The sequence below is a fragment of the Streptomyces sp. NPDC048248 genome (assembly GCF_043201875.1).
In the GTDB taxonomy this organism is placed as follows: domain Bacteria; phylum Actinomycetota; class Actinomycetes; order Streptomycetales; family Streptomycetaceae; genus Streptomyces.
Window position 1 is genome coordinate 239,112 of the sequence record NZ_JBICZL010000011.1, and the last position, 26,806, is coordinate 265,917.

Annotated in this window: 19 protein-coding genes and 1 tRNA gene; 15 read left to right on the forward strand and 5 right to left on the reverse strand. The window is 71.7% G+C overall.

Going from position 1 to position 26,806, the window contains the following annotated elements; genetic code table 11:
* Positions 1–6: 6 nt before the first annotated feature.
* From ACGFZW_RS25185 to ACGFZW_RS25210, 6 genes are all read left to right on the forward strand, one after another.
* Complete coding sequence (locus ACGFZW_RS25185; RefSeq protein ID WP_393895477.1) at positions 7–549, forward strand: GNAT family N-acetyltransferase; 543 nt, start codon at positions 7–9, stop codon at positions 547–549.
* Positions 550–709: 160 nt separating this feature from the next.
* Positions 710–3,445, forward strand: a complete 2,736-nt coding sequence (locus tag ACGFZW_RS25190; RefSeq protein WP_393895478.1) for an alpha/beta fold hydrolase — start codon at positions 710–712, stop codon at positions 3,443–3,445.
* Positions 3,442–4,359 carry an ABC transporter permease gene (locus tag ACGFZW_RS25195; protein ID WP_393895479.1) on the forward strand — a complete coding sequence of 306 codons (918 nt, stop codon included), beginning with the start codon at positions 3,442–3,444 and terminating at the stop codon, positions 4,357–4,359. The genes ACGFZW_RS25190 and ACGFZW_RS25195 overlap by 4 nt, the downstream gene beginning before the upstream one ends.
* Before the next feature lie 289 nt (positions 4,360–4,648).
* A complete protein-coding gene (locus ACGFZW_RS25200; protein ID WP_393895480.1) occupies positions 4,649–5,125 on the forward strand; it encodes a hypothetical protein in 477 nt (158 codons plus the stop codon).
* Positions 5,126–5,255: 130 nt separating this feature from the next.
* A complete protein-coding gene (locus ACGFZW_RS25205; RefSeq protein ID WP_393895481.1) occupies positions 5,256–7,364 on the forward strand; it encodes an FUSC family protein in 2,109 nt (702 codons plus the stop codon).
* A 353-nt stretch (positions 7,365–7,717) separates the two neighbouring features.
* Entirely contained in the window at positions 7,718–8,800 is a 1,083-nt protein-coding gene (locus ACGFZW_RS25210; RefSeq protein ID WP_393895482.1) for a rod shape-determining protein, read from the forward strand.
* Between the two features lie 39 nt (positions 8,801–8,839).
* Here the strand turns inward: ACGFZW_RS25210 and ACGFZW_RS25215 are convergent, their stop codons facing one another.
* The gene (locus tag ACGFZW_RS25215; protein WP_393895483.1) at positions 8,840–10,408 is read right to left on the reverse strand and encodes a glutamate synthase subunit beta; all 1,569 of its coding nucleotides are present in this window, start codon (positions 10,406–10,408) and stop codon (positions 8,840–8,842) included.
* A 540-nt stretch (positions 10,409–10,948) separates the two neighbouring features.
* Here ACGFZW_RS25215 and ACGFZW_RS25220 point away from each other — a divergent pair.
* Complete coding sequence (locus tag ACGFZW_RS25220; RefSeq protein ID WP_393895484.1) at positions 10,949–12,232, forward strand: sensor histidine kinase; 1,284 nt, start codon at positions 10,949–10,951, stop codon at positions 12,230–12,232.
* A gap of 226 nt (positions 12,233–12,458) precedes the next feature.
* Here ACGFZW_RS25220 and ACGFZW_RS25225 read toward each other — a convergent pair whose 3' ends face one another.
* Genes ACGFZW_RS25225 through ACGFZW_RS25235 form a run of 3 tightly spaced genes read right to left on the reverse strand, consistent with a single transcriptional unit; the run spans position 12,459 to position 14,361 of the window.
* Positions 12,459–13,100, reverse strand: coding sequence for a hypothetical protein (locus tag ACGFZW_RS25225; protein WP_393895485.1), 642 nt, complete (start codon positions 13,098–13,100; stop codon positions 12,459–12,461).
* A complete protein-coding gene (locus tag ACGFZW_RS25230; RefSeq protein WP_393895486.1) occupies positions 13,097–14,050 on the reverse strand; it encodes a WXG100 family type VII secretion target in 954 nt (317 codons plus the stop codon). The genes ACGFZW_RS25225 and ACGFZW_RS25230 overlap by 4 nt, the downstream gene beginning before the upstream one ends.
* A complete protein-coding gene (locus ACGFZW_RS25235; RefSeq protein WP_393895487.1) occupies positions 14,050–14,361 on the reverse strand; it encodes a hypothetical protein in 312 nt (103 codons plus the stop codon). The genes ACGFZW_RS25230 and ACGFZW_RS25235 overlap by 1 nt, the downstream gene beginning before the upstream one ends.
* Before the next feature lie 281 nt (positions 14,362–14,642).
* Here ACGFZW_RS25235 and ACGFZW_RS25240 point away from each other — a divergent pair, with 281 nt between their 5' ends.
* Complete coding sequence (locus ACGFZW_RS25240; RefSeq protein WP_393895488.1) at positions 14,643–15,104, forward strand: hypothetical protein; 462 nt, start codon at positions 14,643–14,645, stop codon at positions 15,102–15,104.
* Positions 15,105–15,305: 201 nt separating this feature from the next.
* Here the strand turns inward: ACGFZW_RS25240 and ACGFZW_RS25245 are convergent.
* Positions 15,306–15,378, reverse strand: a tRNA-Arg gene (locus ACGFZW_RS25245).
* A gap of 311 nt (positions 15,379–15,689) precedes the next feature.
* On the opposite strand from ACGFZW_RS25245, the gene ACGFZW_RS25250 reads away from it, so the two are divergent.
* The 7 genes from ACGFZW_RS25250 (at position 15,690) to ACGFZW_RS25280 (ending at position 26,411) form a co-directional block, all read left to right on the forward strand.
* Positions 15,690–17,531 (forward strand): ATP-binding protein, encoded by a 1,842-nt coding sequence (locus ACGFZW_RS25250; protein ID WP_393895566.1) that lies wholly within the window; start codon positions 15,690–15,692, stop codon positions 17,529–17,531.
* A gap of 662 nt (positions 17,532–18,193) precedes the next feature.
* Entirely contained in the window at positions 18,194–20,170 is a 1,977-nt protein-coding gene (locus ACGFZW_RS25255) for a GTPase (RefSeq protein WP_393895489.1), read from the forward strand.
* 322 nt (positions 20,171–20,492) lie between these two features.
* Positions 20,493–21,380 (forward strand): single-stranded DNA-binding protein, encoded by an 888-nt coding sequence (locus ACGFZW_RS25260; protein ID WP_393895490.1) that lies wholly within the window; start codon positions 20,493–20,495, stop codon positions 21,378–21,380.
* Positions 21,381–21,592: 212 nt separating this feature from the next.
* Positions 21,593–22,990, forward strand: a complete 1,398-nt coding sequence (locus ACGFZW_RS25265) for an LAETG motif-containing sortase-dependent surface protein (RefSeq protein ID WP_393895491.1) — start codon at positions 21,593–21,595, stop codon at positions 22,988–22,990.
* A 534-nt stretch (positions 22,991–23,524) separates the two neighbouring features.
* Complete coding sequence (gene ettA, locus ACGFZW_RS25270) at positions 23,525–25,189, forward strand: energy-dependent translational throttle protein EttA (RefSeq protein WP_393895492.1); 1,665 nt, start codon at positions 23,525–23,527, stop codon at positions 25,187–25,189.
* A 5-nt stretch (positions 25,190–25,194) separates the two neighbouring features.
* The gene (locus ACGFZW_RS25275; RefSeq protein ID WP_393895493.1) at positions 25,195–25,629 is read left to right on the forward strand and encodes an acyl-CoA thioesterase; all 435 of its coding nucleotides are present in this window, start codon (positions 25,195–25,197) and stop codon (positions 25,627–25,629) included.
* On the forward strand, positions 25,626–26,411 hold the full coding sequence (locus ACGFZW_RS25280; protein ID WP_393895494.1) for a hypothetical protein: 786 nt from the start codon (positions 25,626–25,628) through the stop codon (positions 26,409–26,411). Before ACGFZW_RS25275 ends, ACGFZW_RS25280 begins: the two co-directional genes overlap by 4 nt.
* The last annotated feature ends 395 nt before the right edge of the window (positions 26,412–26,806 follow it).

The window sequence follows — 26,806 nt, forward strand, 5'->3', positions numbered from 1 at the left end:
TGTCGAGTGTCTTCCCCTTCTTCTCCTTCTTCCTCTCCTTTCTCCGCTGCCCCGACCGGCGCGGACCTGACCACCGAGCGGCTCGTGCTGCGGACGTGGCCCGCGGACGAGGTCGCCGCTGTGCTCGGTGACGAGCGCAGGACCCACTGGGCGGCGGACTTCCCCGCCGACGGCGACCGCGCCATCGCCGGCTACATGACCGAACGGCCGGACGCGCTGGGCGTGTACGGCCAGCGGCAGGTCATCGAGCGCGACAGCGGCCTGGTGGTCGGCGCGATCGGCCTGTTCTGGCCGCCCGTCGACGGCTGCCTGGAGTTCGGGTACGGGATCGTCCCCTCCCGGCAGGGCCGCGGCTACGCCACCGAGGCGGCCCGCGCCGTCGTCGAGTTCGCCCTCACGGCCCCGGGGGTGCACACCGTGGGAGCCGGCGTGGAGCTGCCCAACCCCGCGTCCGCGCGGGTGCTGGAGAAGGTCGGCCTGGAGTGCTTGAGCAGCGACGGCGCCGTGGCCCGTTTCGGCACCACGGCGCCCGAGCCGGACCGGAGGTAGCGCACAGGGCCGGCGGCGGGGCACATCGCCGTCGGCCCGCGCCACAAGTGGCGTGTACCACAGGCGCGGTACGGCCCCCCGGTATCTACTTCGCCGGGAGGTGGTGAGGTTCACCCCGCGGGGCGGGTCGTGGCCACCGGGCCGTACCTAGGATTCAGATATGGATCTCCCACTTCGCCGCGGTCCGCGGGCCGCTTCCGGCACGCGCCGGAAGCGGCTCTACGCGACCGGGGCCGCCCTGGCAGTACTCATAGGGGGCGGCACCTGGGCCTCCGCCTCCTCGGACGCCGCACCCGCAGTGCACCGCGAGGACCGGGCCATGGCGATGCCCGAAAAGCCGGGAAGTGAGAAGAAGGTCCGTATCGACACGTCCTTCTTCACCTCCGACAGCGCCCGTGGGCGGCGGCCCGCGGTGCTGCTCTCCCATGGTTTCGGCGGCAGCAAGAACGACGTCCGGGCGCAGGCGGAGCAGCTGGCCCGGGACGGCTACGCGGTCATGACCTGGTCCGCGCGCGGTTTCGGCAAGTCGACCGGGAACATCGGACTGAACGACCCGGACGGCGAGGTCGCCGACGCCCGTCGGCTGATCGACCGGCTCGCCGAGCGGCCCGAGGTGGAGCTCGACAAGGCCGGCGACCCCCGGGTGGGCATGGCCGGCGGGTCCTACGCCGGCGCGATCTCGTTGCTGACGGCCGGCCACGACCCGCGGGTCGACGCCATCGCCCCGCAGATCACGTACTGGAACCTCGCCGACGCGCTGTTCCCGAACGGCGTCTTCAAGAAGCTGTGGGCCGGGATCTTCTTCACCACCGGTGAGGCCGGCACCCCCACCGGGGCGCCGGGAGCGGCGCCCACCGCGCCCTCGGACACCGGCTGCCAGAAGTTCGAGGCGGAGCTCTGCGAGATGTACGAGCGGGTCGCCGTCGCCGGAAAGCCGGACGCGGCGGCCGAGAAGCTCCTGGAGGCCCGCAGCCCGTCCGCCGTCGGCGACCGCATCAAGGTGCCGACCCTGATCATGCAGGGTCAGACCGACTCCCTCTTCCCGCTGGACAACGCCGACAGGATCCAGAAGGCGGTGCGCAAGAACGGCGCGCCGGTCGACGTCGACTGGATCGCGGGCGGGCACGACGGCGGGGACCGCGAGATGCCCCGGCTCGAAGCCCGCACCAAGACCTGGTTCGACCGGTATCTGAAGAACGACAAGAGCGTCGACACCGGACCAAAGTTCCGGGTCAGCCGCAGCGGGGGAGTGGACTCCACCGACGGCGCGGTACGGCTGCGCGGTGCGAGCGGTGACCGCTACACCGGCCTGGACAACGATCCTCGGCGGGTGCGGCTCGCCGGTCGCGAGCAGACCTTCGCCAACCCGGCCGGCGCCGGACCGCCCGCCATCTCCGCGGTGCCCGGCGTCGGTGCGCTCGGCAACTTCTCTTCGCTGGGCGCAGGCGGCCTGTCCCTCGAATTCCCCGGCCAGTTCGCGCACTTCGACTCGGCGCCGCTGCGCGAGTCCACCCACCTCACCGGCAGCCCCACCGCCACCGTCGACGTCCGCTCCAGCTCCTCCGACGCGGTGTTCTTCGCCAAGCTCTACGACGTCGCGCCGGACGGGAGCCGGCAGGTGCTGCCGTCCCAGCTCGTCACGCCGTACCGCGTCAAGGACGCCAAGGACGGCGAGCGCGTCCGGCTGCGGCTGCCCGCCGTCGACCACGACTTCGCGGCCGGCCACCGGATGCGGATGGTGCTCTCCGCAACCGACCTCGCCTATGCCTCCCCGGACAAGCCCGCGAAGTACACCGTCTCGCTGCACGGCGGCGGCCTCGACGTGCCCACCGCCCCCCAGGTGCGCAGCGCGGCCGCCCCGCTGCCCGCCTGGACCTGGAGCCTGCCCGCCGGAGCCGCGGTCGTCGCCGCGCTGCTGCTGCTCACCGCCCGCCGCCGGACCTCCGCCCCGGCGCCCGACCCGGCGCTCGCGGGCGTACCGCTGCAGATCACCGATCTCAGCAAGCGCTACGCCAAGTCCGCCGACCGGTATGCCGTGCGGGACTTGTCCTTCCGCGTGGAGCAGGGCCAGGTGCTGGGCCTGCTGGGACCCAACGGCGCAGGCAAGACCACCACCCTGCGGATGCTGATGGGCCTCATCCGGCCCGACGCCGGCGAGATCCGGATCTTCGGCCACGCCATCCGGCCGGGCGCGCCGGTGCTCTCCCGGGTCGGCGCGTTCGTCGAGGGCGCCGGCTTCCTGCCGCACCTCTCGGGCCGCGCCAACCTCGACCTGTACTGGCAGGCCACCGGCCGGCCCGCCGCCGACGCGCACATCGACGAGGCCCTGGAGATCGCCGGCCTCGGCGACGCGCTGCAACGCGCGGTCCGCACCTACTCCCAGGGGATGCGGCAGCGCCTGGCCATCGCGCAGGCCATGCTGGGCCTGCCGGATCTGCTGATCCTCGACGAGCCGACCAACGGACTCGACCCGCCGCAGATCCGCGAGATGCGTGACGTGATGACCCGCTACGCCGCCGCAGGACGCACGGTCATCGTCTCCAGCCACCTGCTGTCGGAGGTCGAACAGACCTGTACGCACCTGGTCGTCATGGACCGCGGCCGGCTCGTCCAGGCGGGTCCGGTCACCGAGATCGTCGGCTCCGGCGACACCCTGCTGGTGGGCGTCGCGGGTGCCGAGCCGCTCTCCGACGCCCTGGTGGAAAAGGCCGACGCGCTTCCCGGGGTCGTCTCCGCCGTCCGCGCCGAGGAGGGACTGCTGATCCGCCTTGCCGACCCGGCCGGTACGCCCGAGCTGCTCGCCGACCTCATCCGGCTGGAGATCCCCGTCGACCGCGTCGGCCCGCACCGCCGCCTGGAAGACGCCTTCCTCACCCTGATCGCAGGTGACCGATGACCGCCCCCGCCACCCCCGCACCGCCGGAGCCGTCCACGCCAGGCGCGCCCGCACCGCCGGAGCCCTCGGCGCCCTCCGCGCCCGGCTACCGCGCGCGCCGCACCCTCCCGCTGCGTGTCGAGGCGCTGCGCCAGCTCAAGCGGCGCCGCACCCTGGTGATCGCCGCGATCCTCACCCTGCTGCCGTTCGTGCTGGTCGCGGCGTTCGCGATCGGCGGCGACCCGAGCAGCCGCGGCAACGGCCGGGTCACCCTGATGGACACCGCCACCGCCTCGGGCGGCAACTTCGCCGCCACCGTCCTCTTCGTCTCGGCGGGCTTCCTGCTGGTCGTACCGGTGGCCCTGTTCTGCGGGGACACCGTCGCGTCGGAGGCGAGCTGGTCCTCGCTGCGCTATCTGCTCGCCGCGCCCGTCCCGCGGGCCCGGCTGCTGCTGAGCAAGCTCACCGTCGGACTGCTGTTCAGCGCCGCAGCGATGGTGCTGCTCCCGCTGGTCGCGCTCGCCGTGGGCGCCGCCGCGTACGGCTGGGGACCACTGCAACTGCCCACCGGAGGCGCGCTGTCGGCGGGTGACGCGGTACCGCGGCTGGCGGTCGTGGTCGGCTACCTCTTCGTCAGCCAGCTGGTCACCGCGGCCCTGGCGTTCTGGCTGTCGACGGTGACCGACGCACCGCTGGGCGCGGTCGGCGGCGCCGTCGGGCTGACCATCGTGGGCAATGTCCTCGACCAGGTCACCGCCCTCGACACCTGGCGCAACGTACTGCCCGCCCACTGGCAGTACTCCTGGGCGGACGCGCTGCAGCCCCACATGGAGTGGGCGGGGATGATCCAGGGCTCGGCGGTCTCGGTGTCGTACGCGCTGGTGCTGTTCGCGCTGGCGTTCCGGGGCTTCGCGAAGAAGGACGTGGTGTCGTAGGGAGCGTCGCTCCAGGGGCCTTGCCGCCCAGGGGCCAGGCGTCCGCGCGTCTCTGCGTCCGGGGCGGATTCGGTCCGCGGGGCCGGGCAGTCGAACCGAACGGGTCCGACTCCCCGGCCCCGCGCCGCAACCATTCGGCGTGGCCGGATGTCTCACTCACCGAAGCCCGGTTCCTGCGCAGAAGCGCTCTTGATGGCGACAAGCCCGGTTGGTGGGCGAATAACTGATTCATGCGCGCACCCGCCGGAAGCCCCTGACGCGTTCCGACGCCTGAAGTTGAGGACAGCCCATGCTCCGTACCGCTTCGCGTAACGCCGCCGTCGCCGCCTGCGCCGCCGCGTTCGGCCTGACCCTGACCGCCGCTGCCGCCCCCTCGGCGGCGGCCGCACCGGCTCCCGCCCACCAGCGGGCGGCTGCCGACACCGTCCGCTCCGACCCCAACGGCCGGCACACCGCCACCGAGATCCGCCGCTTCCTGACCACGTTCTACGGCCACCACGGCCCCAGCGCCTGGGCCCGCGAGAACCAGGTCTCGGACCACCTCAAGGACCGGGTCGCCCAGACCGAGGGCTACGACCTGCTGCTCTGCGCCCAGAACACACCGCGGGAGATCGCCATCGGCAAGGTGACCACCGCGCAGTCGGCGGGCATGGGCTGGGCGACGGTCACCACCATCTGGGACGGCGCGGAGCGCGGCACCTTCACCGCCTACGTGGACCTGGACTCCCACCCCATCGAGCTGCAGGACGTCGACTGCGGGGAGTGACCCGCGGCCGGGCCTTGGCCGCGAGTCCGGAACCCGGCGTTCCGCGCTCGCGGCCGGCACCCGGCACCCCGCACGGAAGACCGGCACCGACCCTTCCGGAAGGCCGGGCTCCGGACCGTATTCTCTGGCCATGACGTGGTCGCGCGCGCTGAAGCAGACGGCCCGCTCCGGGCTGACCATCGAACGGATCAAGCTCACCCCGCTGATCGCCATCCGCGGCTCGGTCGGCGTCGCCATCGTCATCGCCCTGTGCCTGTGGCTGGGCGACCCGATCCTCGCGGTCTCCTCCGCCTTCGGCGCCTTCTCCTCCGGCATCGTCACCTTCCAGCGCAGCATGCGCCCGCGCCCGGTCCTCGCGCTCGCCGCCGCCGGGGCCCTGGCGGTCTCCACCTTCTTCGGCTACCTCGCCGCCGACCATGTCCTGGCGTTCGTCCTGCTGCTGGCCGGCTGGACGCTCCTCGCCGGCATGGCCTGGGCGATCGGCCCGGTCGCCGGCCTCACCGGCACCCAGACCGTCGCGGTCATGCTGATCACCGTCACCCTGCCGACATCCACCCTGGGCGCCCTGCAACACGCTGCCCTGATCGCGTTCGGCGGCCTCGTCCAAGCCCTCCTCATCGTCGTCTTCCCGGTCCGCCCCTGGGGGGTGCAACGCGACGCACTCGCCGATGCCCTGGCCGCCGAAGCCGACTACGCCCGACGGCTGCGCCACGACCCGGTCGCCCCCTTCGACCCGGCCCCCCTGATGGACGCCAGGCTGGCCTCCGCCGTCACCCCGCGCCAGGCCAGGCGCCGCCCCGTCCAACTCCACGGCCCCCGCGGTCTCGCCGAACAGCTCAGGCCCGTCCTCGCCTCGCTCGCCGACCCGGTCGTCGGCGCCCCCGTGCACGGCCCGCAGCGCGACCGCGTCCTCGATCTCCTGCACGCCGCCGCCACCGTCCTGGACGCCGTCGCGCACGCCGTCCGGCACGCCAAGCCCGTCCGGCTGCCGCCCGAGGCCATGGCCACCCTCGAAGTCCCCGAGAGCGGGCCGATGCTGACCGGCGCCGCCCGCCGCTCCGCCTACCGCCTGATCTCCCTGCTCGCCGACGCCGTCGAACTCACCGACGAGCCCGTCCAGGCCACCCGCCCCACCACCGAAGCCGAACGCGGCCACCTGCTGCGCCCCAGTGTGCCCCGGCTCGTGCCCGCCGCCCTCCGCGCCCTGCACCGGGAAACCCGCTGGTCCTCGCACATCTTCCGGCACGCCCTGCGCGTCGGCGCCGTCGCCGCGGCCGGCTACCTGCTGGGCACGGCGCTCCCCTTCGGCCACGGCTACTGGGCCCCGCTCACCTCCGTCATGGTCATGCGCCCCGACTTCGCCCAGACCTACTCCCGCGGTGTCGCCCGCTTCAGCGGCACCCTCGCCGGCGTCGCTGTCGCCGGTGGGCTGATGGCCCTCACCCACCCCGGCATCCACGTCAGCGCCGGACTCGCCGTCGTCAGCGTGGCGTTCATGTATCTGCTGATGCGCACCGGCTTCGCCGTGACGTCCGCCTGCGTGGCCGCCTATGTCATCTTCCTGCTCGGCATCGCGGGGGAGGGATGGGAGCAGACCGTTCAGGAACGCATCGTCCTCACCCTCATCGGCGGGCTCCTCGCCATGCTGTCCTACGCCCTGTTCCCCGCCTGGGAGACCCCCAGGCTGCGCGACCGCCTCGCCGAGTGGCTGGAGGCCAACGGGCGCTACGCACTGGCGGTGTACGGCCTCTACGCCCGCCCCGCGGAACGCCGCCCGCGGCAGGTCCGCGAGTCCCTGCTGGACGCCCGCGCGGCCCGCGCCGCCTGGGAGGAGACCGAGGCCCGCGCGGAGAAGGAACCCGTACGCCACCGTGGCCTCTCCCGCACCGCGGCGACCACCGCCGGCTCCGCGCTGGCCACGATGGGCCGGGTCACGATGATCCTGGAGGCCCACCTGCCCGCCAAGGACGCCGAACCGTCCCCCGGAGCCGACGCGTTCGCCGCCGCGCTGCGCCCCGCCCTGGAGCGCGCGGCCCACGCGGTCCGCGAGCGGGAGGAGCTGGACTGGAGCGCGCTGCGCGCCGTATGGGAGGAGTGGGACGCCGGGAGCGACGGCCAAGGCGTCGCCCTGCGCGCCGCCGACCTGCTCCTCGATGCCCTCGACGACCTCGCCGGTGCCCTCTCCCGCGGGCCGGGCGGCCGCAACCGTGCGGCGCGGGGGAGCCGGCGCAGCATTTGAGGCGGCTTGCCTCCCGGCGTGCGGACGCGGAGTGCGCGCAGTGATCTCCACCGGCGTGGTCCCGCGTGCAGGAACCATTCGGCGCCGCCAGTAGTCTAGATAATTGCCCGCAATTGCCGCCTTTCGTGACCCCCGTGGAGCCGCCTGGACGACACGCCCCCCAACTCCCTTACGGGACGCCCTGATCCGACCGCCGACCGCCGACCGCCTGCAGCCGGCCGCGGACGGCTCATCGCCCGACAGCGACCCACGCCCCACCGCTCCGTCACCCACCCTTCCGAGCACCTGCACCCGAGACGGTCATCGTCCCGGGCACCACAGACCAAGCGACCGAGAAAGCAGCCAAACTCCCCATGGCGTCCAGCACTTCGTCCGGTACGTACGACATCGGCATCGACCTCGGCACGGCCAACACCCTGGTGTACGCGCGCGGCAAAGGCGTGGTGCTGAACGAGCCGTCCGTCGTCGCCGTCAACGCCGCGGGCGAAGTCATCGCCGTCGGCGCGGACGCCAAGCGCACCATCGGCCGCACCCCGTCCGGCATCACCGCCATGCGCCCCCTGCGCGAAGGAGTCATCGCCGACTTCGACGCCGCGGAACAGATGCTGCGGGCCCTGATGAAGAAGGCCCTGCCCGGCAGCCGGCGGCTGTCCCGCCCGCGGGTCGTCATCTGCGTCCCCTCCGGCATCACGGGCGTCGAGCGGCGCGCCGTGGTCGAATCCGCCCGGGGCGCCGGAGCCCGCGAGGTGCACCTCATCGAGGAGCCGATGGCCGCGGCCATCGGCGCCGGCCTCCCGGTGGACGAGCCGGTCGGCTGCATGGTGGTGGACATCGGCGGCGGCACGACCGAGGTCGCCGTGGTCTCCATGGGCGGCATCGTCACCGCCCAGTCCCTGCGCGTCGCGGGTGACGCCCTCGACACCGCGATCATCACCTACATCAAGAAGGAGCACTCGCTGGCCATCGGCGAGCGCACCGCCGAAGAGATCAAGATCGCGATCGGCTCGGCGGCCTGGACCCCCCTCGAGACCGACGAGGACGGCGTCCCCACCCGCCGCACCTCCTTCACCGTCCGGGGCCGCGACCACATCAGCGGGCTGCCGCGCATCCAGGAGATCACCGAGGAGGAGATCCGCGAGGCCCTCACCGAACCGGTCGACGCGATCGTCCGCGCCGTACACCGCACCCTCGACGCCTGCCCGCCGGAACTCTCCGGCGACATCATCGAACGCGGTATCGCCCTCACCGGCGGCGGTGCCCTGCTCCGCGGCCTGGACCAGCGGCTGGGCGAGGAGACCGGCGTACCGGTCGTCGTGGCCGACCAGCCCCTGGACTGCGTGGTCAACGGCACCGCCAAGTGCGTCGACGAATTCGCCTCCCTGCACGGCCTGCTGACGGGAGCGAAGCAGCAGCCCCGCAAAGCGGTCCGGCTGTGAGGGCGAAGCTCTGAGGCGGCGGCCGCCCGCCGTGTGACGTCACACGGCCAGCGGCCGGTCCCCCGGCGAGACGGGGGACGGGAGCGCGGTCGAACCGGTCAGATAGCGGTGCGCGGCCGCCGCGGCGGCCCGCCCCTCCGCGATGGCCCACACGACGAGGGACTGCCCGCGTCCCGCGTCGCCCGCGACGAAGACCCCTTCCACCGGGGCGCGGGCGCCCGACCGTGCCGGCTCTCCCCGTTCATTCCACTCCTCCCGCTCCGCCCGCGCAGCCGTCCCCGTCCCCGCACCCGGTATCCGCTCGGCCGAGAAGCCGCCGTCCCGCGCGAAGTTCCCGCGCTCGTCCAGGCTGAGCCCGAGCTGCCGCATCAGCCCCGTACCCCGCTCCGGGCCGGAGAAGCCGAGCGCGAGCACCACCAGCTCCGCCGGTATCCACCGCTCGGTTCCCGGCCGCGGGCTCCTGACTCCCGGCTCGACCTCCGTCAGGCACATCGCGCGCACGTGGCCCGCCTCGCTTCCCACGAAGCGGAGAGTGGCCGAGGAGAAGATCCGGGGGTCGGCCCCCTCCCGGCCGCGGGCCTCCTCATGGGCATGGGAGATCCGGTAGACCTTCGGATACGTGGGCCAGGGCTCGGCGTCCGCCCGCGTGCCGCCCGGCTCCGGGTTGATGTCCAGCTGCAGCACGGAGACAGCGCCCTGGCGCAGAACGGTGCCCAGACAGTCCGAGCCGGTGTCCCCGCCGCCCACGATCACCACATGCTTGCCCTCGGCGGTGACAGGCGGCGAGGCGTAATCGCCCTCCGTGACCCGGTTGGCGAAGGTCAGATAGTCCATGGCCTGATGTATGCCGCCCAGCTCGCGGCCGGGAACGGGCAGCTCCCGCCGCTCCCCGGCTCCGACCGCCACGACCACGGCGTCGTGCCGCTCCCTCAGCTCCGCGGCGTCGAGGTCACCACCGATGTCCGCCCCGGTGCGGAACGAGGTGCCCTCGGCCCGCATCTGCTCCAGGCGCCGGTCCAGGTGCCGTTTCTCCAGCTTGAACGCGGGGATCCCGTAGCGCAGCAGCCCGCCGATGCGGTCGGCACGCTCGTAGACGGCGACGCGGTGTCCGATACGCGTCAGCTGTTGCGCCGCCGCCAGCCCCGCGGGTCCGGATCCGATGACGGCGACGCTCTTCCCGCTGAGCCGCTTCGGGGGATGGGGCGGCGCGTACCCGCGCTCCCAGATCTGGTCGGCGATGGCCTGCTCGACGTTCTTGATCGTCACCGGGTCGGCGTTGATGGCCAGGACACAGGCGTCCTCACACGGCGCCGGGCACAGCCGCCCGGTGAACTCGGGGAAGTTGTTCGTGGCATGCAGCCGCTCCGCCGCGGCCCGCCAGTCGCCGTGCGCCGCGTACACATTCCACTCGGGGATGAGATTCCCCAGCGGACACCCGTTGTGGCAGAACGGTATGCCGCAGTCCATACAGCGCCCCGCCTGCTCGGACACGACCGGAAGCAGCGCCTGCCCCGCGTAGACCTCGCACCAGTCGCCCAGCCGCTCCTCCACCGGGCGCGGCGGCACGGGGCGACGCGGGCTCTTGAGAAAACCATGAGGATCGGCCATGCGCCGCCTCCATCGCTCACCGGCGCTGCAGTAAGGCGTCCTGATCAGCAGGTCGTCCTGATCAGCAGGTTGTCCTGATCACAAGGCGCTCTGACCAGATTACGACCGCTCCATGGTAATTATTCCGCTTTTTCTGGACGGTCAGACAACCGCTCCGCCGAAAACCGAGAGAATTCCGCCCCCACAAGGGCCTCCGCCCCCACATCGCCCTCCGGCACTCCCGCAAACCGAAGGCGAAGATCCTCCATCCCCTCCCGTATCCCTTCCGGGCACTCCCGACCGTTTCCCGTCTCCTGCACCCGGGCACGGCACCGCTCGCGCTCATGCCCATTGCACGGCTCACCGGACCACTGTGACCACGGCCTTACCACCGGCTTACGGGAGTTCCGGGCACGATGGTCGCGGACTCGCTCCGGACGAAAGGACACGTGCCCACCGTGTGCATAACCGAATGCAGCGGTCATCATCGACCGACCCCGAGCACGGGCCGGTCACACGGTGTGATCGATCCCCGGTCCGGCCGCGATTCTTTGTCGCGTCGTGGCTGAGGCGCGTCCGCTTTCTCTCCCGCCGCGTCCGGAGCAACCTCCGCACGCGGGCCGCGGCGAAACCCCCGCGCGCCCGTGGCGCCAACGCGAGCCCGCCAGGGACTGTTCACAACTGCGCCCCACCATCCGGATAAGACTGACGTTGTTGTACGGCGGCATGTTCCTGATGGCGGGAGTGGTGCTCCTGCTGATCATTTATCTCCTGGCCGCGCAGGTCCTGCGCAACAGCGGCGCGGCCTTCCACATCCTCGACGGCAATGAACTGAGGTTGTCCAGCGATGTCTGTCCGCAGGTCCGCCGGGCGCAGGACATCGGAGAGTTCAACGCCATCCTGGACGCCTGCATGGAAAATCAGCGCGCCACCACACTCAGCTCGCTGCTGAACCGCTCGCTGGCCGCTCTGCTCGGCCTCACGGTGCTCGCCTTCGCGGTCGGCTACATCATGGCCGGACGCGTCCTTTCACCCCTCGGCCGCATCACCCGTACGGCGCGCAACGTGGCCGGTTCCGATCTGCACAAGCGCATTGAACTCGACGGACCGGATGACGAGTTGAAGGAGCTCGCGGACACCTTCGACGGAATGCTCGAACGGCTCGATCGGGCCTTCAACGCCCAGAAGCGATTCGTCGCGAACGCCTCACACGAACTACGCACCCCGCTCGCGATCAACCGCACCTTGCTCGAAGTGCAGTTGTCCGACCCGGATGTTTCCCCGGAGCTGGCTCAGTTGGGGAAATCCCTTCTGGCCACCAACGAGCGCAGCGAACAACTCGTGGAAGGGCTGTTGCTTCTCGCACGCAGCGAGAACGAGATCGCCGAACGAAAACCCGTCGATCTGGCCGAGGTGGCCTCACTGTCGGTCGACCAGTCCCGCAGCGAGGCAGCGGCGGCCGGCGTGGAGTTGCGCGGAGTACGCCGCTCCGCGTTCGTCAAAGGAAACGGCGTTCTGCTCGAACGGGTCTCGATGAATCTGATGCAGAACGCGATCCGCTACAACGTTCCGGATGGCGGATGGGTGGAAGTGGTCACCACAGCCGACTCCGACCATGTTTCACTGACCGTCTCCAACACCGGACCGGTGGTCCCGGCGTACGAGGTGGACAACCTCTTCGAACCGTTCAGGCGATTGCGTACCGAGCGGACCGGCAGCGACAAAGGCGTTGGGCTGGGCCTGTCCATCGTCCGCTCCGTGACACGCGCTCACGGCGGATTCGTGAACGCCGTACCGCGTGCGGGCGGCGGCCTGGAGGTACACGTCAGGCTGCCGAGGCACTGATCAGCCCGGAGACCGGTCGACCAAACGAATACCCCCGAAGAGCAAAGCCCCTCCCGAAGTTCCATCGAGACCCTCCCGAAGCCCTCCCGAAGGAGGGTCTTCGAGTCGGCAGCGGCGGGGGCCGGGCGGTCCATGGGGAGTTCACGTTCCCGACGGAGCCCAGGACGCCGCCGGCGCACTCAACGAATCCGGATACCGCACCGCGCCCTACGCCGCCGGGCGCGGGTCACGGAATCGGGTCCAGGTGACTCAGACGGCGGGGGAACAGGCCCGCGAAGGAACTCCAACCGCTGCCCGTGAACCGCACCGTGGCCCAGGAACCGTCCACGAAACCGATCTCGTGGGTGCCGCCCCGGAGGTCCGAGCGGTCCCTGACCCAGGCCAGCTGACCCAGGTCCACCGACCAGCCGGGCGCCGCTTGGCTGCCCAGCCGCCTGGTGAGCAGCGAGTGCTGGAGGTAGGCGACGTGCATTTTGCGATCGGTCAGCAGCAGCACGGTCTCCACACCGGTCTTGGCGCGGGGGCGGAGCGCGCCGGCCAGTTGGCCGGCGAGGCTGTCCCAGCCGCCGAAGAACGGCTGCCCCTTGAAGCGCTCCCGCTCCGTCACGGCCTCGACGGCCGCGTCCACCGGCTTCCACTCGATGGACGCCACGAGCAGCGCAAACCCCAGAAACCGGGCGAGCCGGTCGCCAGGCATCCGCTTCCCCTGGAACACCACTGGACAGCGCTTCCTGCGCGGCCTGGGCATCCGGTCGAAGAGTCCCGTGTGGTGCGCCCCCGCCAGGCGCTCGCCGGGCGGCAGCAGGGCGGCAGCCCGCTCCAGCGCCTGCCGCGTGCGCGCGTCGTGTCCGCGGGTCGCTGTCGTCATCCGAAGGTCTCTCTCACTGTCTGGCCGGCCTGCGCGGGAGTCCGGCTCGTCCGTTCGTCGAAGCTCTCGGGGTCCGGCCTGGAGTGGTATTCCGCGCGCTCCTCCGCCACTCCCGGAGCCGCTTCCAGGGCCGCGTCCTGTATCGCGCCACCGGGATCCACCCCCATGACGTCCTTGACCACTCCCTTGACGCCCTTCTTGGCCATTCTGTACGCGGCGTACATGGCAAGGTCGTTGGGGTTACGGGACTGCCCCGGCTCAGGCTTGAGGAACCGCTTGAGGCCCCCCTTGAAGTGCTTGGGCCCCTTGCGCAGCGCGCTACGCAGCTTCGCCAGCTTGCGGAGGGCTTGCATCCGCTTGGCGAGGTCGGCGAGCTTGTCCGCCAACTTCGCGGTGATCTTCACAGCCTTCATGGCCTTGTGCGCGATGCCCGCCGCGGCCACCAGCGGACCGATCGCCGCCGCGGCGCCCGCGGTCAGCAAGGACAAGATCGCCGTCGTCGCGGCGGCCGCCAGCGCCGCCTCGACGATCTCCACGATGAGGTCGAGCATCAGCTCTTCGGCGGCGGCACACTCCGTGGCCGCCATTTCGAGGAGTTCGGCGACGGTGTCCATGTCGTCGGCCTCGCCGAGCAGCGCCTGCTCCAGCTCGGACATCATCGACCCGAAGTTGGCGGATGCCTCGCCCTGCCACGACGACTGCAGCGTCCTGCGCTCGGCGATGAGGTCCTCGACCACTCCCCGCATGTCCGTGGCCGAGGCCCGCCAGTCGGCCGCGACCTGGGCCAGTCGCTCGTTGTCGCCGCTGACCTGTTCCAGCAGCTCGTCCAGGTTGAACTGCTTGATGATGCCCCGGACGATCTCGTCCAGCACGCCGGCGAGCGGGTTGCTCCAGTCCAGCGCGTAGTTGACGCGGCTCAGCGTGTCCCCGGCCTGCTGCCCGATACCCATCAGGCACCCCCGCCGAGGGCCTGGACCTGGCTCTCCTCATTGGCGTCGTACGCCTCGGCGGAGTCGCGCATGGCCTCAGCGATCGACTCCAGGGTCTCCACGGCGCTGTTCAGGTCGTCGGCCGATTCCGTGCTCTGGGTGTCGTAGTCGGCCTTGAGGTTGTCGGACTCCGGGAGCTTGCCGAACGTCCCCTGGTCGAGCGTGAGCCCCAGATTGCGCTTGCGTATCGACTCGATCTTTCCCGTCGCGGCCTCCACCGCTCTGGCGTAGCGCCGCAACGCCTCGCTCTCGACGTCGAAACCCTGCCCCATCGTGCCTCCCCGTTTCCCCGTAGCGCGCAGGTGAGCGCGCATACCACAGGCACGACAGCAACGCGTGCTTGTCGTGCGCAGGTCGACATCATAAGAGCGAAAGCGAACTGAGTGATTGCTGTTGCTTTAACTGACCGTGGTCTGCACTTGACCAGGTCGGCTGCGATCCACGATCCGCCGCATACCCGACTGACCAACGTCCTTGCCGATTGACAGCCCGTCGGGCCCTGGCTCGTGAGCTGCTGGGCCAAAGGGCGCTCGGGGGCGCTACGTTCGGCCGCATGATCAGTCAGATAGTGACCCTGGTCGGTGTGCTCGTCGGCGCCCTCACCTCGTTCGTGGCCACGACTGGAGCCGAACGCGTCAGGCACCGGCACACGCTCGCGACGCGCTGGGATGAGAAGAAGTTTCAGACGTACGTCGACTACGCCGCTTTCGTGAAGGCGGCGGCGGAAGCCGCTGGGGCTGCAGCCAGGGCGGAACCGGGCTCCGAGGCGCGGGCGGAGTACCTGTCGACGATGGAGGCCGCGGAGCTGAAGCGGTCCACGACGTTCGAGGCGCTCATCCTCCTGGCGGACCCCGCCGCCGTCGAGGTTGCTCACAAGGTGAACCGTCTGCTCTGGACCGCTTTCGACCGCGCGCGTGACCCCGGTACGCACTCAGGCCCTGGCCTGGAATTGACGAAGACGTTGAACGCGCTGCACGAGCGCGCCCGGAAGGATCTGGGCATATCGCTCACCTGAGCCCGCACCTCCAGGCGACTGTGCAGGGCCTCCGGAGAACGTAGCCGTGCAGCCACCGTGACCACCCGAAGAAACCTGTCCGGAGTCGGACGGGCGCCGAACCTTCCACCGATCCTCACGGTGCGGCCCGGCTGCGTCGCGCGCGTGCTCGCACTCGCCCTGACCAGCAAAAAGACCCTCCCGAAGGAGGGTCTCGAAAAGCGCCCCCGGCAGGACTCGAACCTGCGGCCAAGTGCTTAGAAGGCACCTGCTCTATCCACTGAGCTACGGGGGCCGGGCGGTGGACGTGGATCACGGACCGCGGACAAGGATAGAGGTCCGGGTGCCTTGTCCCGGTTGCTTCACCTCCGTGGCACGTTGTGGAGGTTCCGTGAAGCGGTCCAAGAATCGCAGGCAGGTACGAATCCTGCACCGGTTTTGGCGCCCCGCGCGCCGGGTGTTGTGCACTCGTTATGCCTGCGTCTCAATTGTCGCGTACGCCTCATGCGCCACTTATCCCGTTCTGTAGGGGTTCTTGCGGGGCACACGAGGGGTTATACGCTTCAAAAAGCCAACGAAATTGGGCATTCTGCACATGTGGCGACCTTGGACGTACGACCGCGACTGATCGAGGCACTGTCCGTACTGCGCGACCGTGTCGACGCCGCACGCTTTCCGCTGCCACTACGGGGCGCCGCCCGCGCCCGGCGGAGCCGGGCCGAGCTGCTCGCCCAACTCGACGACTATGTGATTCCCCGCCTGCGCTCACCTCAGGCACCGCTCCTCGCGGTGATCGGCGGATCCACCGGCGCGGGCAAGTCCACGCTGGTCAACTCGCTGGTGGGGCGGCGTGTCTCCGAAGCGGGGGTGCTGCGCCCGACGACGCGTACACCGGTGCTCGTCTGCCATCCGGACGATCAGCACTGGTTCGCGGGCCAACGGGTGCTGCCCCGCCTCACCCGCGTGTGGGTGCCGGAACAGGAAGGCGGCGACGGCCCGGACGGCACGTACGCGGCCGGCGGCCCGCCCTACGGACCCGGCGCGCAGCGGGAGCCGGCGTACGGGGACGGGTTCGGCCACGGGGCGGGCGAGGGCCGCGATCACGGATCCGGCCACGGACCCCGGAATGACGGGGTCCGTGGCGACCGGCGCGGACGGGGGCACGATTACAGCCGACCCGGCTCCGGCTATGGCCTCCATGACGGGTACGCAGTGGGCGCGGGCGCCGACTCCGGTATGCCGACGGTGCGGATCGAGACCGATCCGGCGCTGCCCTGCGGACTGGCGCTCCTCGACGCCCCGGACATCGACTCCCTCGTCGCCGGCAACCGGGAACTGGCCGCCGAGCTGATCTGCGCCGCGGACGTATGGGTGCTGGTCACCACGGCCGCCCGCTACGCCGACGCGGTGCCCTGGCACCTGCTGCGCACCGCGAAGGAGTACGACGTCACGCTGGTGACCGTGCTGGACCGGGTGCCCCACCAGATCGCCACCGACATCGCCGGGCGGTACGCCGAACTGCTCCAGCGAGCCGGGCTCGGCCATGTGCCGCGGTTCACCATCCCCGAACTCCCCGAGTCGGCCGGCGGCGGCAGCGGACTGCTGCCCGCCACCGCCGTCGCCGCCCTGCGCGCCTGGCTGGAACAGCACGCCCAGGACCCGGTGGCCCGCGCCGCCGCCGCGGACCGCACCGCCACCGGCGTCATCGCCTCCCTGCGCAGCAGGGTTCCCGCCCTGGCCGGAGCCGCCGCCGCCCAGCACGCCGCGGCGCTGCGGCTGGCCTGCCGCGTGGAGGAGGCGTACGAGGAGGCCGCGGAGCGCGTACGCCGGGAAGTCGCGGCCGGCGAGGTGCTGGCCGGCGACGCGCGTGCCCACTGGCACGACCACGAGCTGGGCGGTCGGCCCGACGAACTGCTGGAAGCGCTGACCAGCGGACTCACCTCCCTGCTTGCCTGCGCCGTCGAGGAGGCCGACGAACGGGCGGCCGACGCCTGGCGGCGCGATCCCGCGGCGGCCGAGGTCGTCCGATCGGTCGCCGCCGGCGCCGCGGGCGCGGGCGAACGCCTCGGCGTCCTCGCCCGCCGCTGGCGCCGCTGCCTGGAGGAGCTGGCCGACGAGGAGACCCGTGAGGCACGCGGCGGCCAGGCCGGCGAGCGACCCGGCTCGGTCGAGCCCGAGGAGTCGGCGGCCCTGCTGGCCACCTCCCTGCTCGGTGGCCGGCGGGCCCGCACGGCGGGTGAGAACCTCGCCGACCTGCTGGGGGCACAGAGCGCGCTGAGCCTGTGCGACCGGGGCGGCCGCCTGCTGACGACGTACGTGGAGTGCGCATTGGACGCCGAGCGTGAGCGGCGGCTGGTGCCACTGGACAAGCTGGCCGTGCCACCGGATCAGCAGGCCGAGTTGATCGCCGCGCTGTCCGTATTGCAGAAGGAGAAGGTGTCGGGGTGACCGCTTCCACGGAGCACGCAGGACAGGCGGGACAGGAACACCAGGAGCAAGAGGCGGTTTCGCGGGAACGGGTCGCTCCGGCTGCTCCGGGCGCTTCAGGGCCGGGCGGTCCGACCCAGGGCGCACTCAAGCCCGGCGACGACACTCCTGGCGACGCCACTGCGACTGCACCCTCTCCCGGCGGCCCCGCTCCAGCCGACCCCGCTCCAAGTGACCCCACTCCGAGCGCTCCGGGGCCGCGCACCCCAGGGGACGTCGGCGGTGGCATCGGCGGGGCTCGTGCGGCTACGGGGGCCGAATCGGTCGACGGAAGTGTTGCGGTCGTCGGGAATGAGGCGTCCAAAGGTGCCAACGGGCCGAACAGAACTGATGGGACTGAAGAGGTTGCGGGGGCTGATGGGGTTCGGGCGATCGGCGACCGGGCGCCCGAGGGGGCGGCGGCCGGCCCGGGGGACGGGCGAGGCGGGCCCTGGGACGACGGGTTGATCGCGCGCCGGGCACGGGTGGGAGAGTTCCCGCGCCCCGGAGGACGGCGGCGAGCGCTGGAGGCGGAGGAGTCCCGGACGGCGGCGACGGGGGACACGGCGACTCAGGAACAGCTCCTCACGGCAGGCGTGCAGTGCGGCTCCGGCAGCGGCACGTGCAGCAGCACGCGTGCGGGTGTGGGCGGGGACGTCGCCGTCGACCTGGCCGCGGCCAGGCAGGACGCCGTGCACGAGGACCTGAGGTCGGGCGGCGGGACGGTCGGTCTCGGCGGGCAGGTGGCCCGGGGCGGCCGGGCGGTCGCGCGAGGCGGAGCGCCCCGGGGCGGCGGGGAGACCACGGCGACGGACCGGCCCGGTCCGTACGGGCGGGGGGCGGACCGGCGCGCCGTCGGTGACGAGCTGCGGCCCCGGCTGGACGCGTTGCGCGAGCTGATCGCGCTCTCCCGTACGCGGTTGGACGCCGAGACGCTGGAGGACGCGGGCCGGGTGCTGGAGGCGGCGAACGAGCGCTACCGACTCTCCGGTGAGTACACCGTCGTCGCCATCGCAGGCGCTACCGGCAGCGGGAAGTCCTCGCTGTTCAACGCGCTGGCGGGGGCCAGCCGTTCGCAGGTAGGTGCCCGGCGGCCGACGACCTGCCAGCCGGTGGCCTGCGTCTGGTCGGACGGCCGACCCGGCGCGGAGGGGCTGCTGGACCGGCTGGGCGTGCCGGCGCATCGCCGCCACACCCCGATGGACGAAGCCCCCGAGCTCAGCGGGCTCATCCTGCTCGACCTGCCCGACCACGACTCGGCGGCCACCGAGAACCGGACGCAGGTCGACCGGATGCTGGAGCTGGTGGACGCGGTGATCTGGGTCGTCGACCCGGAGAAGTACGCCGACGCGGTGCTGCACGAGCGGTATCTGCGGCCGTTGGCGGGCTACGCCGAGGTCACTTTCGTCGTGCTCAACCAGGTGGACCGGCTGCCCGGCGACGCCACGGACCAGGTGGTGGACGACCTGCGCCGGCTGCTGGACGAGGACGGTCTGGCACTCGGCGAGCACGGCGAGCCGGGGGCGGTGGTGCTGGCGTTGTCCGCCGCCACCGGCGAGGGCGTCGTGGAACTGCGCGAGACGCTCGGCCAGTTCGTCGCGGAACGGGGCGCGGCGAGCCGGCGGCTGATGGCGGACGTGGACGCGGCGGCCGAGCGGCTGCGGTCGGTGTATGTGGCGGACAGCCGAATCGGGCTGACGGAACGGGCCCGTGAGGAGTTCGACGACCGGCTGGCCGAGGCGGTCGGCGCGGTGGCCACCGGGCGCGCGGCGGAACGCGACTGGCTGCGGCACGCCTACCGCGCCTACGGCTCCCCGTGGTCGCGGCTCAACGGCTGGCGGCGGGGACGGCGGGCGGAGGAAGGACACACCGGGAGTGGACTGACCGGGGGCGGGCCGCCCGGGGGCGGGTTGGCCGGCGCGGCTCGCACCGGGGCAGCCGATCCCGGGGCCCGCGCGGGGAATCCGTATGCCGGGCCGCCGCGCCCCGGGCGCGGGCACGTCGGGCGACAGGGGCAGTACGGGCAGGTGAGCGGGGTGACCGGCGTACCGGGGCCCGGGGGCGGCGAAGGAGCGGCGGACGAGCGGGCGGCGGCCCGTCCGGTGGTGGAGCAGGCCGTACGGGCCGTGGCGAGCGATGCCGCGCGTGGGTTGCCGGCGCCCTGGGCCCAGGCCGTGTGCGAGGCCGCGAGCCGCGGAGCGGCCGGACTGCCGGGTGCGCTGGACAAGGTGGCGGCCGACGCCGAGGAGTCCCTCAGGGGCGGACCGGTGGTGAAACCGCGGTGGTGGAAGGTGGCTGCCGCGTTGCAGGGCCTGCTGTTCGCCCTGCAAGTGGTGGGCGTGCTCTGGTTGCTGGGCGCGGCGACGGGGCTGACCGACACGACGGTGTGGCTCTCCGCACTGCTGCCCGCGGCCATCGGTTCGGTGGGCGGACCGGTGCTGGCCTGGATGTGCCGGGTCGCGGCCCGCGGCCCGGCCCGGCGGTACGGGCAGGACGCCGAACGGTGCCTGAGGAATGCGGCGGCGGGCTGTGGACGGGCCAGGGTCCTGGAGCCGGTCGCAGCCGAGCTGTTGCGCTACCGCGAGGTTCGCGAGCGGTACGCGGTGGCCTCGGGGGCTTGACGGCGTGGCGCCACGCGAGCCGGGAGGAGGAACCCGGCAGGCGTGCGAGGCATCTGGGGGCGGCCCGATATCGGCCGCCCCCTTTGCGCGTTGCACGCCCCGCGCGCCCGCCGGCCGTCCCCCGCCCGCTCGCCTGCCATCGGATGTCCCCCTCCTGTGCTCGGACTTGCCCCTCCCGGGTGGCGGGGTTATCCACAGCCGGGTGTTCGTCCACAGGTCTCTGCGGCCTGCGCCGATTCGCTGCAGCATGAATCGCAGGCGGATCGCGACGCGGTCACGCACCCGAGAAAGCTCGGGGAGAGCGAACGGGGGAGTGGGTTCGATGAGCGAGACGATGGTGACCTTGGTGGGAAACGCCGCGACGGCGGTGGAGCACCGGCAGACGCCGACGGGGGTGTCGGTCGCCAGGTTCCGGCTGGCGTCGACAACCCGGCGCTGGGACAGGACGCGGGAGTGCTGGACCGACGGGGACACGAGTTTCTACACGGTGCGGTCGTGGCGGACTCTCGCCGACAACGTCGCCGCGTCGGTAGCGGTGGGGGAACCCCTGGTCGTCCAGGGAAGGTTGCGGCTGCGAGAAGGGGAGAAGCCGCCGGAGCAGGGCGGGCAGCGTTGGTTCTCCGCGGAGGTCGACGCCGTCGCGATCGGTCACGACCTCTCCCGGGGCACCGCCGCCTTCCGTCGCGCCGCGCGGCCGCGTATGGACGTGGTCCCCGCGCAGCCCGGCACCTCGGGTCCCGACCCCTGGGCAGCCGGCGCAGGCACCGGCACCGGCACGCGAACGAGGACGGGAGGGGCACCGACGGCGGCAGGGGCGGCGGCGAGCGCGACAACACCTGAGCCGGCCCCAAGTGGGGCGGAGGCGGAGCGGGAAGAGGCGGACGGGAGCGCTTCGGCACCGGAGGCGGGCATCGAGGCCGAAGGAGAGCGAGCACGAGTCGAGCAGTCCGGCGAGGGAGCAAGAGCCGAAGAATCCCGCGAGGGCGCCAAAGTCGAGAAGGACGGCGCCCGGGCGGAGTACGTCACCGCTTCGCCTCCACAGGCAGCCGCGCTGCCCGCCCCTCTCCACGGCCCCTGGCCTCCCGTTCCTCCCGTACGGCAGGCGTCCCCACGACCTCCGTACGCCGCCCCGTCCCTCCTGCTGCAGATACAACTCCCCGCCGGAGCAGTGCGCCTGAGAAGGCGTCAGTGCCCTGAAAAGTCCCGTTGATTTGTCGATAATGCCAGGTCAGGGTGCCCGTCATCGATAACGATTGCGATTCGGATCGGTTATGGAATGCCATTACCGGGGACCCTGATGCGCCTGCTCCATAGGATCCGTCGAGTACTCACGGGGGCTGACTTTTTTCGGCTGTTGAGTTCTTCAGGATCTTTCCGGCGAGGCACCCTCCCCACTCGATCGCCTCGCCCAGAGGGGAAATCATGCTTTCGATGAAGAGGCGGGGCGCAGCCCGCCTTGCCGCCGCGGTTGTGGCCTCAGGCCTGGTCGCTGCGGGTGCGATAGCCACCGCGGGAACTGCCGCGGCGGATGAGACGACTCCCACGCACGGGGGTGCCACCGCAACGCTCGGTGGTCTGAAGACCTTCGACCAGGCAGTCGTGCACGCCGACGGCCAGGACCAGCGCGTCGGCGCCGGCCTGTTCGAGATGGCGGTCGACAACGGCGGCACGCTCCAGACGTACTGCATCGACATCCACAACCCGACGCAGCAGCAGGCGAAGTACCAGGAAGTGCCCTGGAGCGCCTCGTCGCTGCACAACAACGGGGACGCGGGCAAGATCCGCTGGATTCTGCAGAACTCCTACCCGCAGGTGAACGACCTGGCGGCGCTCGCCTCCAAGGCCGGCGCCGGCAACCTCACCGAGAAGACCGCAGCGGCCGGCACCCAGGTCGCGATCTGGCGCTTCTCCGACCACGTCAAGGTCGACGCGGTCGACCCGGCGGCCGAGAAGCTCGCCGACTTCCTCGAGAAGAGCGCGCAGAACCTCGCCGAGCCCAAGGCGTCGCTGACGCTGGACCCGCCGGCCGTCTCCGGCAAGTCCGGCAGCCGTCTCGGCCCGGTCACCGTGCACACCAACGCCGACAGCGTGACGGTCTCGCCGGCCGCCGACGTGCCGGCCGGTGTCAAGGTCGTGGGCAAGGACGGCAAGCCCGTCACCAGCGCCGCCGACGGCACGCAGCTGTTCTTCGACGTCCCCGCGGGCGCCGCGGACGGCAGCACCTCGCTGACCGCCCAGGCCGCGACCAAGGTCCCGGTGGGCCGTGCCTTCACCGGCATAGGCCAGCACGCCAAGAGCCAGACGCAGATCCTGGCCGGCTCCAGCGAGTCCACCGTCTCCGCCGCGGCCACGGTCTCCTGGAAGAAGCAGGGCGCCATCCCGGCGATCACCGCCGAGAAGAACTGCGCCAAGGGTGGTGTGGACGTCACCGCCAGCAACAAGGGCGATGAGGCGTTCCGCTTCCAGCTCTCCGGCAAGGAGTACGAAATCGCTCCGGGCAAGTCGCAGACCGTGACGGTGCCGGTGGCCGAGGACCAGCCGTACTCGATCACGATCAAGGGCGAGGGCGGCTTCAAGAAGTCCTTCTCCGGGGTCCTGGACTGCAAGACCGCGGGCAGCGGCGGCGGCAAGCCGTCCTCGCAGCCGAGCCCGGCCACGGCCGGCGGCAGCGCCGGTGGCGACAACGGCGGTGACCTCGCCGAGACGGGTTCCAGCAACGCCACCCCGATGATCGCGGGTATCGCGGTCGTCCTCGTGCTGGTCGGCGGCGGCTCGGTGTTCTTCCTTCGCAAGAAGAAGGCCGGCACCCCCGCTCAGTGACCGATTCGCCGAGCGAGCGCGGTGACTGTCCGCATGGTGACAGTCCCAACGGTGACCGCCTGGTGACAGGCCGCTGATCGCTCGCCGACGGACGGTGGACCAACCCGTGGCCCCGGAGCGCACAAGCGCTCCGGGGCCACGGGCGTCCTCCGGAGGCCCTGCCCAGGGCTCCCTGCCCAGGGGGCCCCGCTCAAAGGCCCCCGCCCTGTCCAAGGGCTCGGTCGCGGAGAGTCGCGGAGAACAGGGGGAGACGCGTCGCGGCCGTCTGTGGGCCGCCCGCGGGCCATCAGCGAACCTCCCGCACGCGACCCTCCTGCACCCCTCCAGAACCCCCTGGACGATCCCTCCGGGACCCTCTCCGGCCCGCCCATGCCGGGCCCATGCGCTGTCCGCCCAGTGGCACCCGTTTCCCCCGGGGGATGGACGTACGGCAAGATGGGGTGTATCTGCCCTCGCGCGGCCACGCCGCACCATGGCCCAGGCGGCGGAGCCGCACACAGACCTGATAGATCCAAAACTGCCGGACGGTTTCTCTTGGCTGAGTACATCTACACGATGCGCAAGGCGCGCAAGGCGCACGGCGACAAGGTCATCCTCGATGACGTGACGCTGAGCTTCCTGCCTGGCGCGAAGATCGGTGTCGTGGGTCCCAACGGCGCCGGTAAGTCCACGGTTCTGAAGATCATGGCCGGTCTTGAGCAGCCGTCGAACGGTGACGCGTTCCTCTCCCCGGGCTACACCGTCGGCATGCTCCTTCAGGAGCCGCCGCTGGACGAGTCCAAGACCGTGCTGCAGAACGTGCAGGACGGCGCTGCCGAGACCATGGGCAAGCTGCACCGCTTCAACGAGGTCGCCGAGCTGATGGCGACCGACTACTCCGACGCGCTGATGGAGGAGATGGGCAAGCTCCAGGAGGACCTGGACCACGCCAACGCGTGGGACCTGGACACCCAGCTGGAGCAGGCCATGGACGCCCTGGGCTGCCCGCCCGGCGACTGGCCGGTCACCAACCTCTCCGGTGGTGAGCGCCGCCGCGTCGCGCTCTGCAAGCTGCTGCTCGAGGCGCCCGACCTGCTGCTCCTCGACGAGCCCACCAACCACCTGGACGCCGAGTCCGTGCAGTGGCTGGAGCAGCACCTCGCGAAGTACCCCGGCACCGTCGTCGCCGTCACCCACGACCGGTACTTCCTCGACCACGTCGCCCAGTGGATCTGCGAGGTCGACCGCGGCCGCCTGCACGGCTACGAGGGCAACTACTCCAAGTACCTGGAGACCAAGCAGACCCGCCTCAAGGTCGAGGGCCAGAAGGACGCCAAGCGTGCGAAGCGTCTGAAGGAAGAGCTGGAGTGGGTCCGCTCCAACGCCAAGGGGCGCCAGGCCAAGTCCAAGTCGCGACTTGCCCGTTATGAGGAAATGGCCGCCGAGGCCGACAAGATGCGGAAGCTGGACTTCGAGGAGATCCAGATCCCGCCGGGCCCGCGCCTGGGCAACATCGTCGTCGAGGTCGAGAACCTCTCGAAGGCCTTCGGCGACAAGGTCCTCATCGACGACCTGAGCTTCACCCTGCCGCGCAACGGCATCGTCGGCGTGATCGGCCCGAACGGCGCCGGTAAGACGACGCTGTTCAAGATGATCCAGGGCCTGGAGACCCCGGACTCCGGCGCGATCAAGGTCGGCGACACCGTCAAGATCTCCTACGTCGACCAGAGCCGCGAGAGCATCGACCCCAAGAAGACGCTGTGGGCCGTCGTCTCCGACGAGCTGGACTACATCAACGTCGGCCAGGTCGAGATGCCCTCGCGCGCCTACGTCTCGGCGTTCGGTTTCAAGGGCCCCGACCAGCAGAAGCCGGCCGGTGTGCTCTCCGGTGGTGAGCGCAACCGCCTCAACCTCGCGCTGACCCTCAAGCAGGGCGGCAACCTGCTGCTCCTCGACGAGCCCACCAACGACCTCGACGTCGAGACCCTCTCCTCGCTGGAGAACGCCCTGCTGGAGTTCCCCGGTGCCGCCGTGGTCGTCTCCCACGACCGCTGGTTCCTCGACCGCGTCGCCACGCACATCCTGGCGTACGAGGGCGACTCCAAGTGGTTCTGGTTCGAGGGCAACTTCGAGTCGTACGAGAAGAACAAGGTCGAGCGCCTCGGTCCGGACGCGGCCCGTCCGCACCGCGCCACGTACAAGAAGCTGACCCGGGGCTGAGCGTCGTGCGACACCTCTACTCCTGCCCCCTGCGCTGGTCGGACATGGACGCTTTCGGCCATGTCAACAACGCGGTGTTCGTCCGCTACCTCGAAGAGGCGCGGATCGACTTCATGCGCCGACTTGCGCCGGGGAACGGCAGCCCGTCGTTCACGGGCGGCTCGGTCGTGGCGCGGCACGAGATCGACTACGTGCGGCCGCTGGTGCACCGGCACAGCCCGGTGTCCATCGAGCTGTGGGTGACGAAGGTCAGCGCCGCTTCCATGACGATCGCGTACGAGGTCAAGGACGAGGCGACCCTCTACCTCCGTGCCTCGACCATCGTCGTCCCCTACGACTTCGCCGAAGAGCGTCCCCGCCGCATCACCGCGGAGGAGAAGTCCTTCCTGAAGGAGTACATGGACGACGCGTCGCACCAGGAGGGGGCCGTCGCCGTATGACGGCGTTGCGCCTGGCCGATGCCGGGGAGGCGGCGGACCTCGCCGCCTTCCTGGCCCGGCTGATCCGCTACGACCGTGCCGCCGCGGTACGGCTCCAGGCCGGCGGCGGGGTACTCGCGGTCTTCGGCCGCCCGCCGTCCTTCGAGGTGCTGGCGATCCGGACGGCGCGCCTCGCCGACGACGACCGCACGCTGGACGTCACCGTCTCGGCGGGCGAACTCCTCGAAGGCGTCGAGGAGTCGGCGGACACCGTCACCGTGCCCGCCGCGGTCACCGGGCCGCCGTGGGCCGGGCTGCTGCCGCCGCGCGGCGGCTGGCGACGGGTGCCGGGCCTGCCCGAGCCCGAAGCGCTGGTCCGTGCCGTGGCCGCCGCGGTCGCCGAATTCCGCGCCCGCGACGAGGAGTTGCCGCCGCAGCACCGCACCCGCACCGAACGGGACCGCATCGGCCGTGACATCTGGTCGCGCACCCTCGGCGACACCCACCTCCCGCTGCGCGCCGCTCACGCCGCCCATTCACTGGGCTTCCTGCGCCCGGCGCGCGCCAACGCCCTCGCGGGCGGCGGCACTTCACCCGCCGCCGAACACGCCACCGCCGACGCCGTGAACGGCGCCGAGGCCGGTGCCGGCGGCCCCCGTTCCGCACCTCAGGCGCCGGCGCCGACCCTGCTCGCCGCGGGCGGCTGGCTGCGCCTGAGTACCGCCTACGGGTCGATCGCGGTACGGACGGGTGGCCCGGAGGGGCTTCAGGGGCTCTCGGGGCTGTCGGTCACACCGACCTGACGCTCGTGGGGCGGTGACGCCGCGGTTGCCGTGTGGCTGCGCCGTCGGCGCCGTCGGCTCGTGGCGCGGCGATCTGCTGAGGTCGCTCTGGCGGGCGCCGGCGGCCGACTGCGGCCCTCGCAGCAACCCGGCGGCCCTTCCGCCCGTCCGTCTCCAGCGCTCCAAGGTCGCGCGCGTCCGTGGTCTGGCGGCCGCGCTCATCCCCGCGCGTGGCCGTGTGCGACCCGCATGCCGGGCAAGAGTCTTCGTGGGTAGTCCTGCGAGCCCCTGGGAGCCTCGGGCGGCCCGGGGCCGCCCTCGCGGGCGCACTACCTGCTACGGGCCCGGCTGACGCTTCTCGGCGTCGCCCGAGCGTCTCAGGCCCCTGCTGTGCCCTCTCCCCGCCGGTAGCTCCT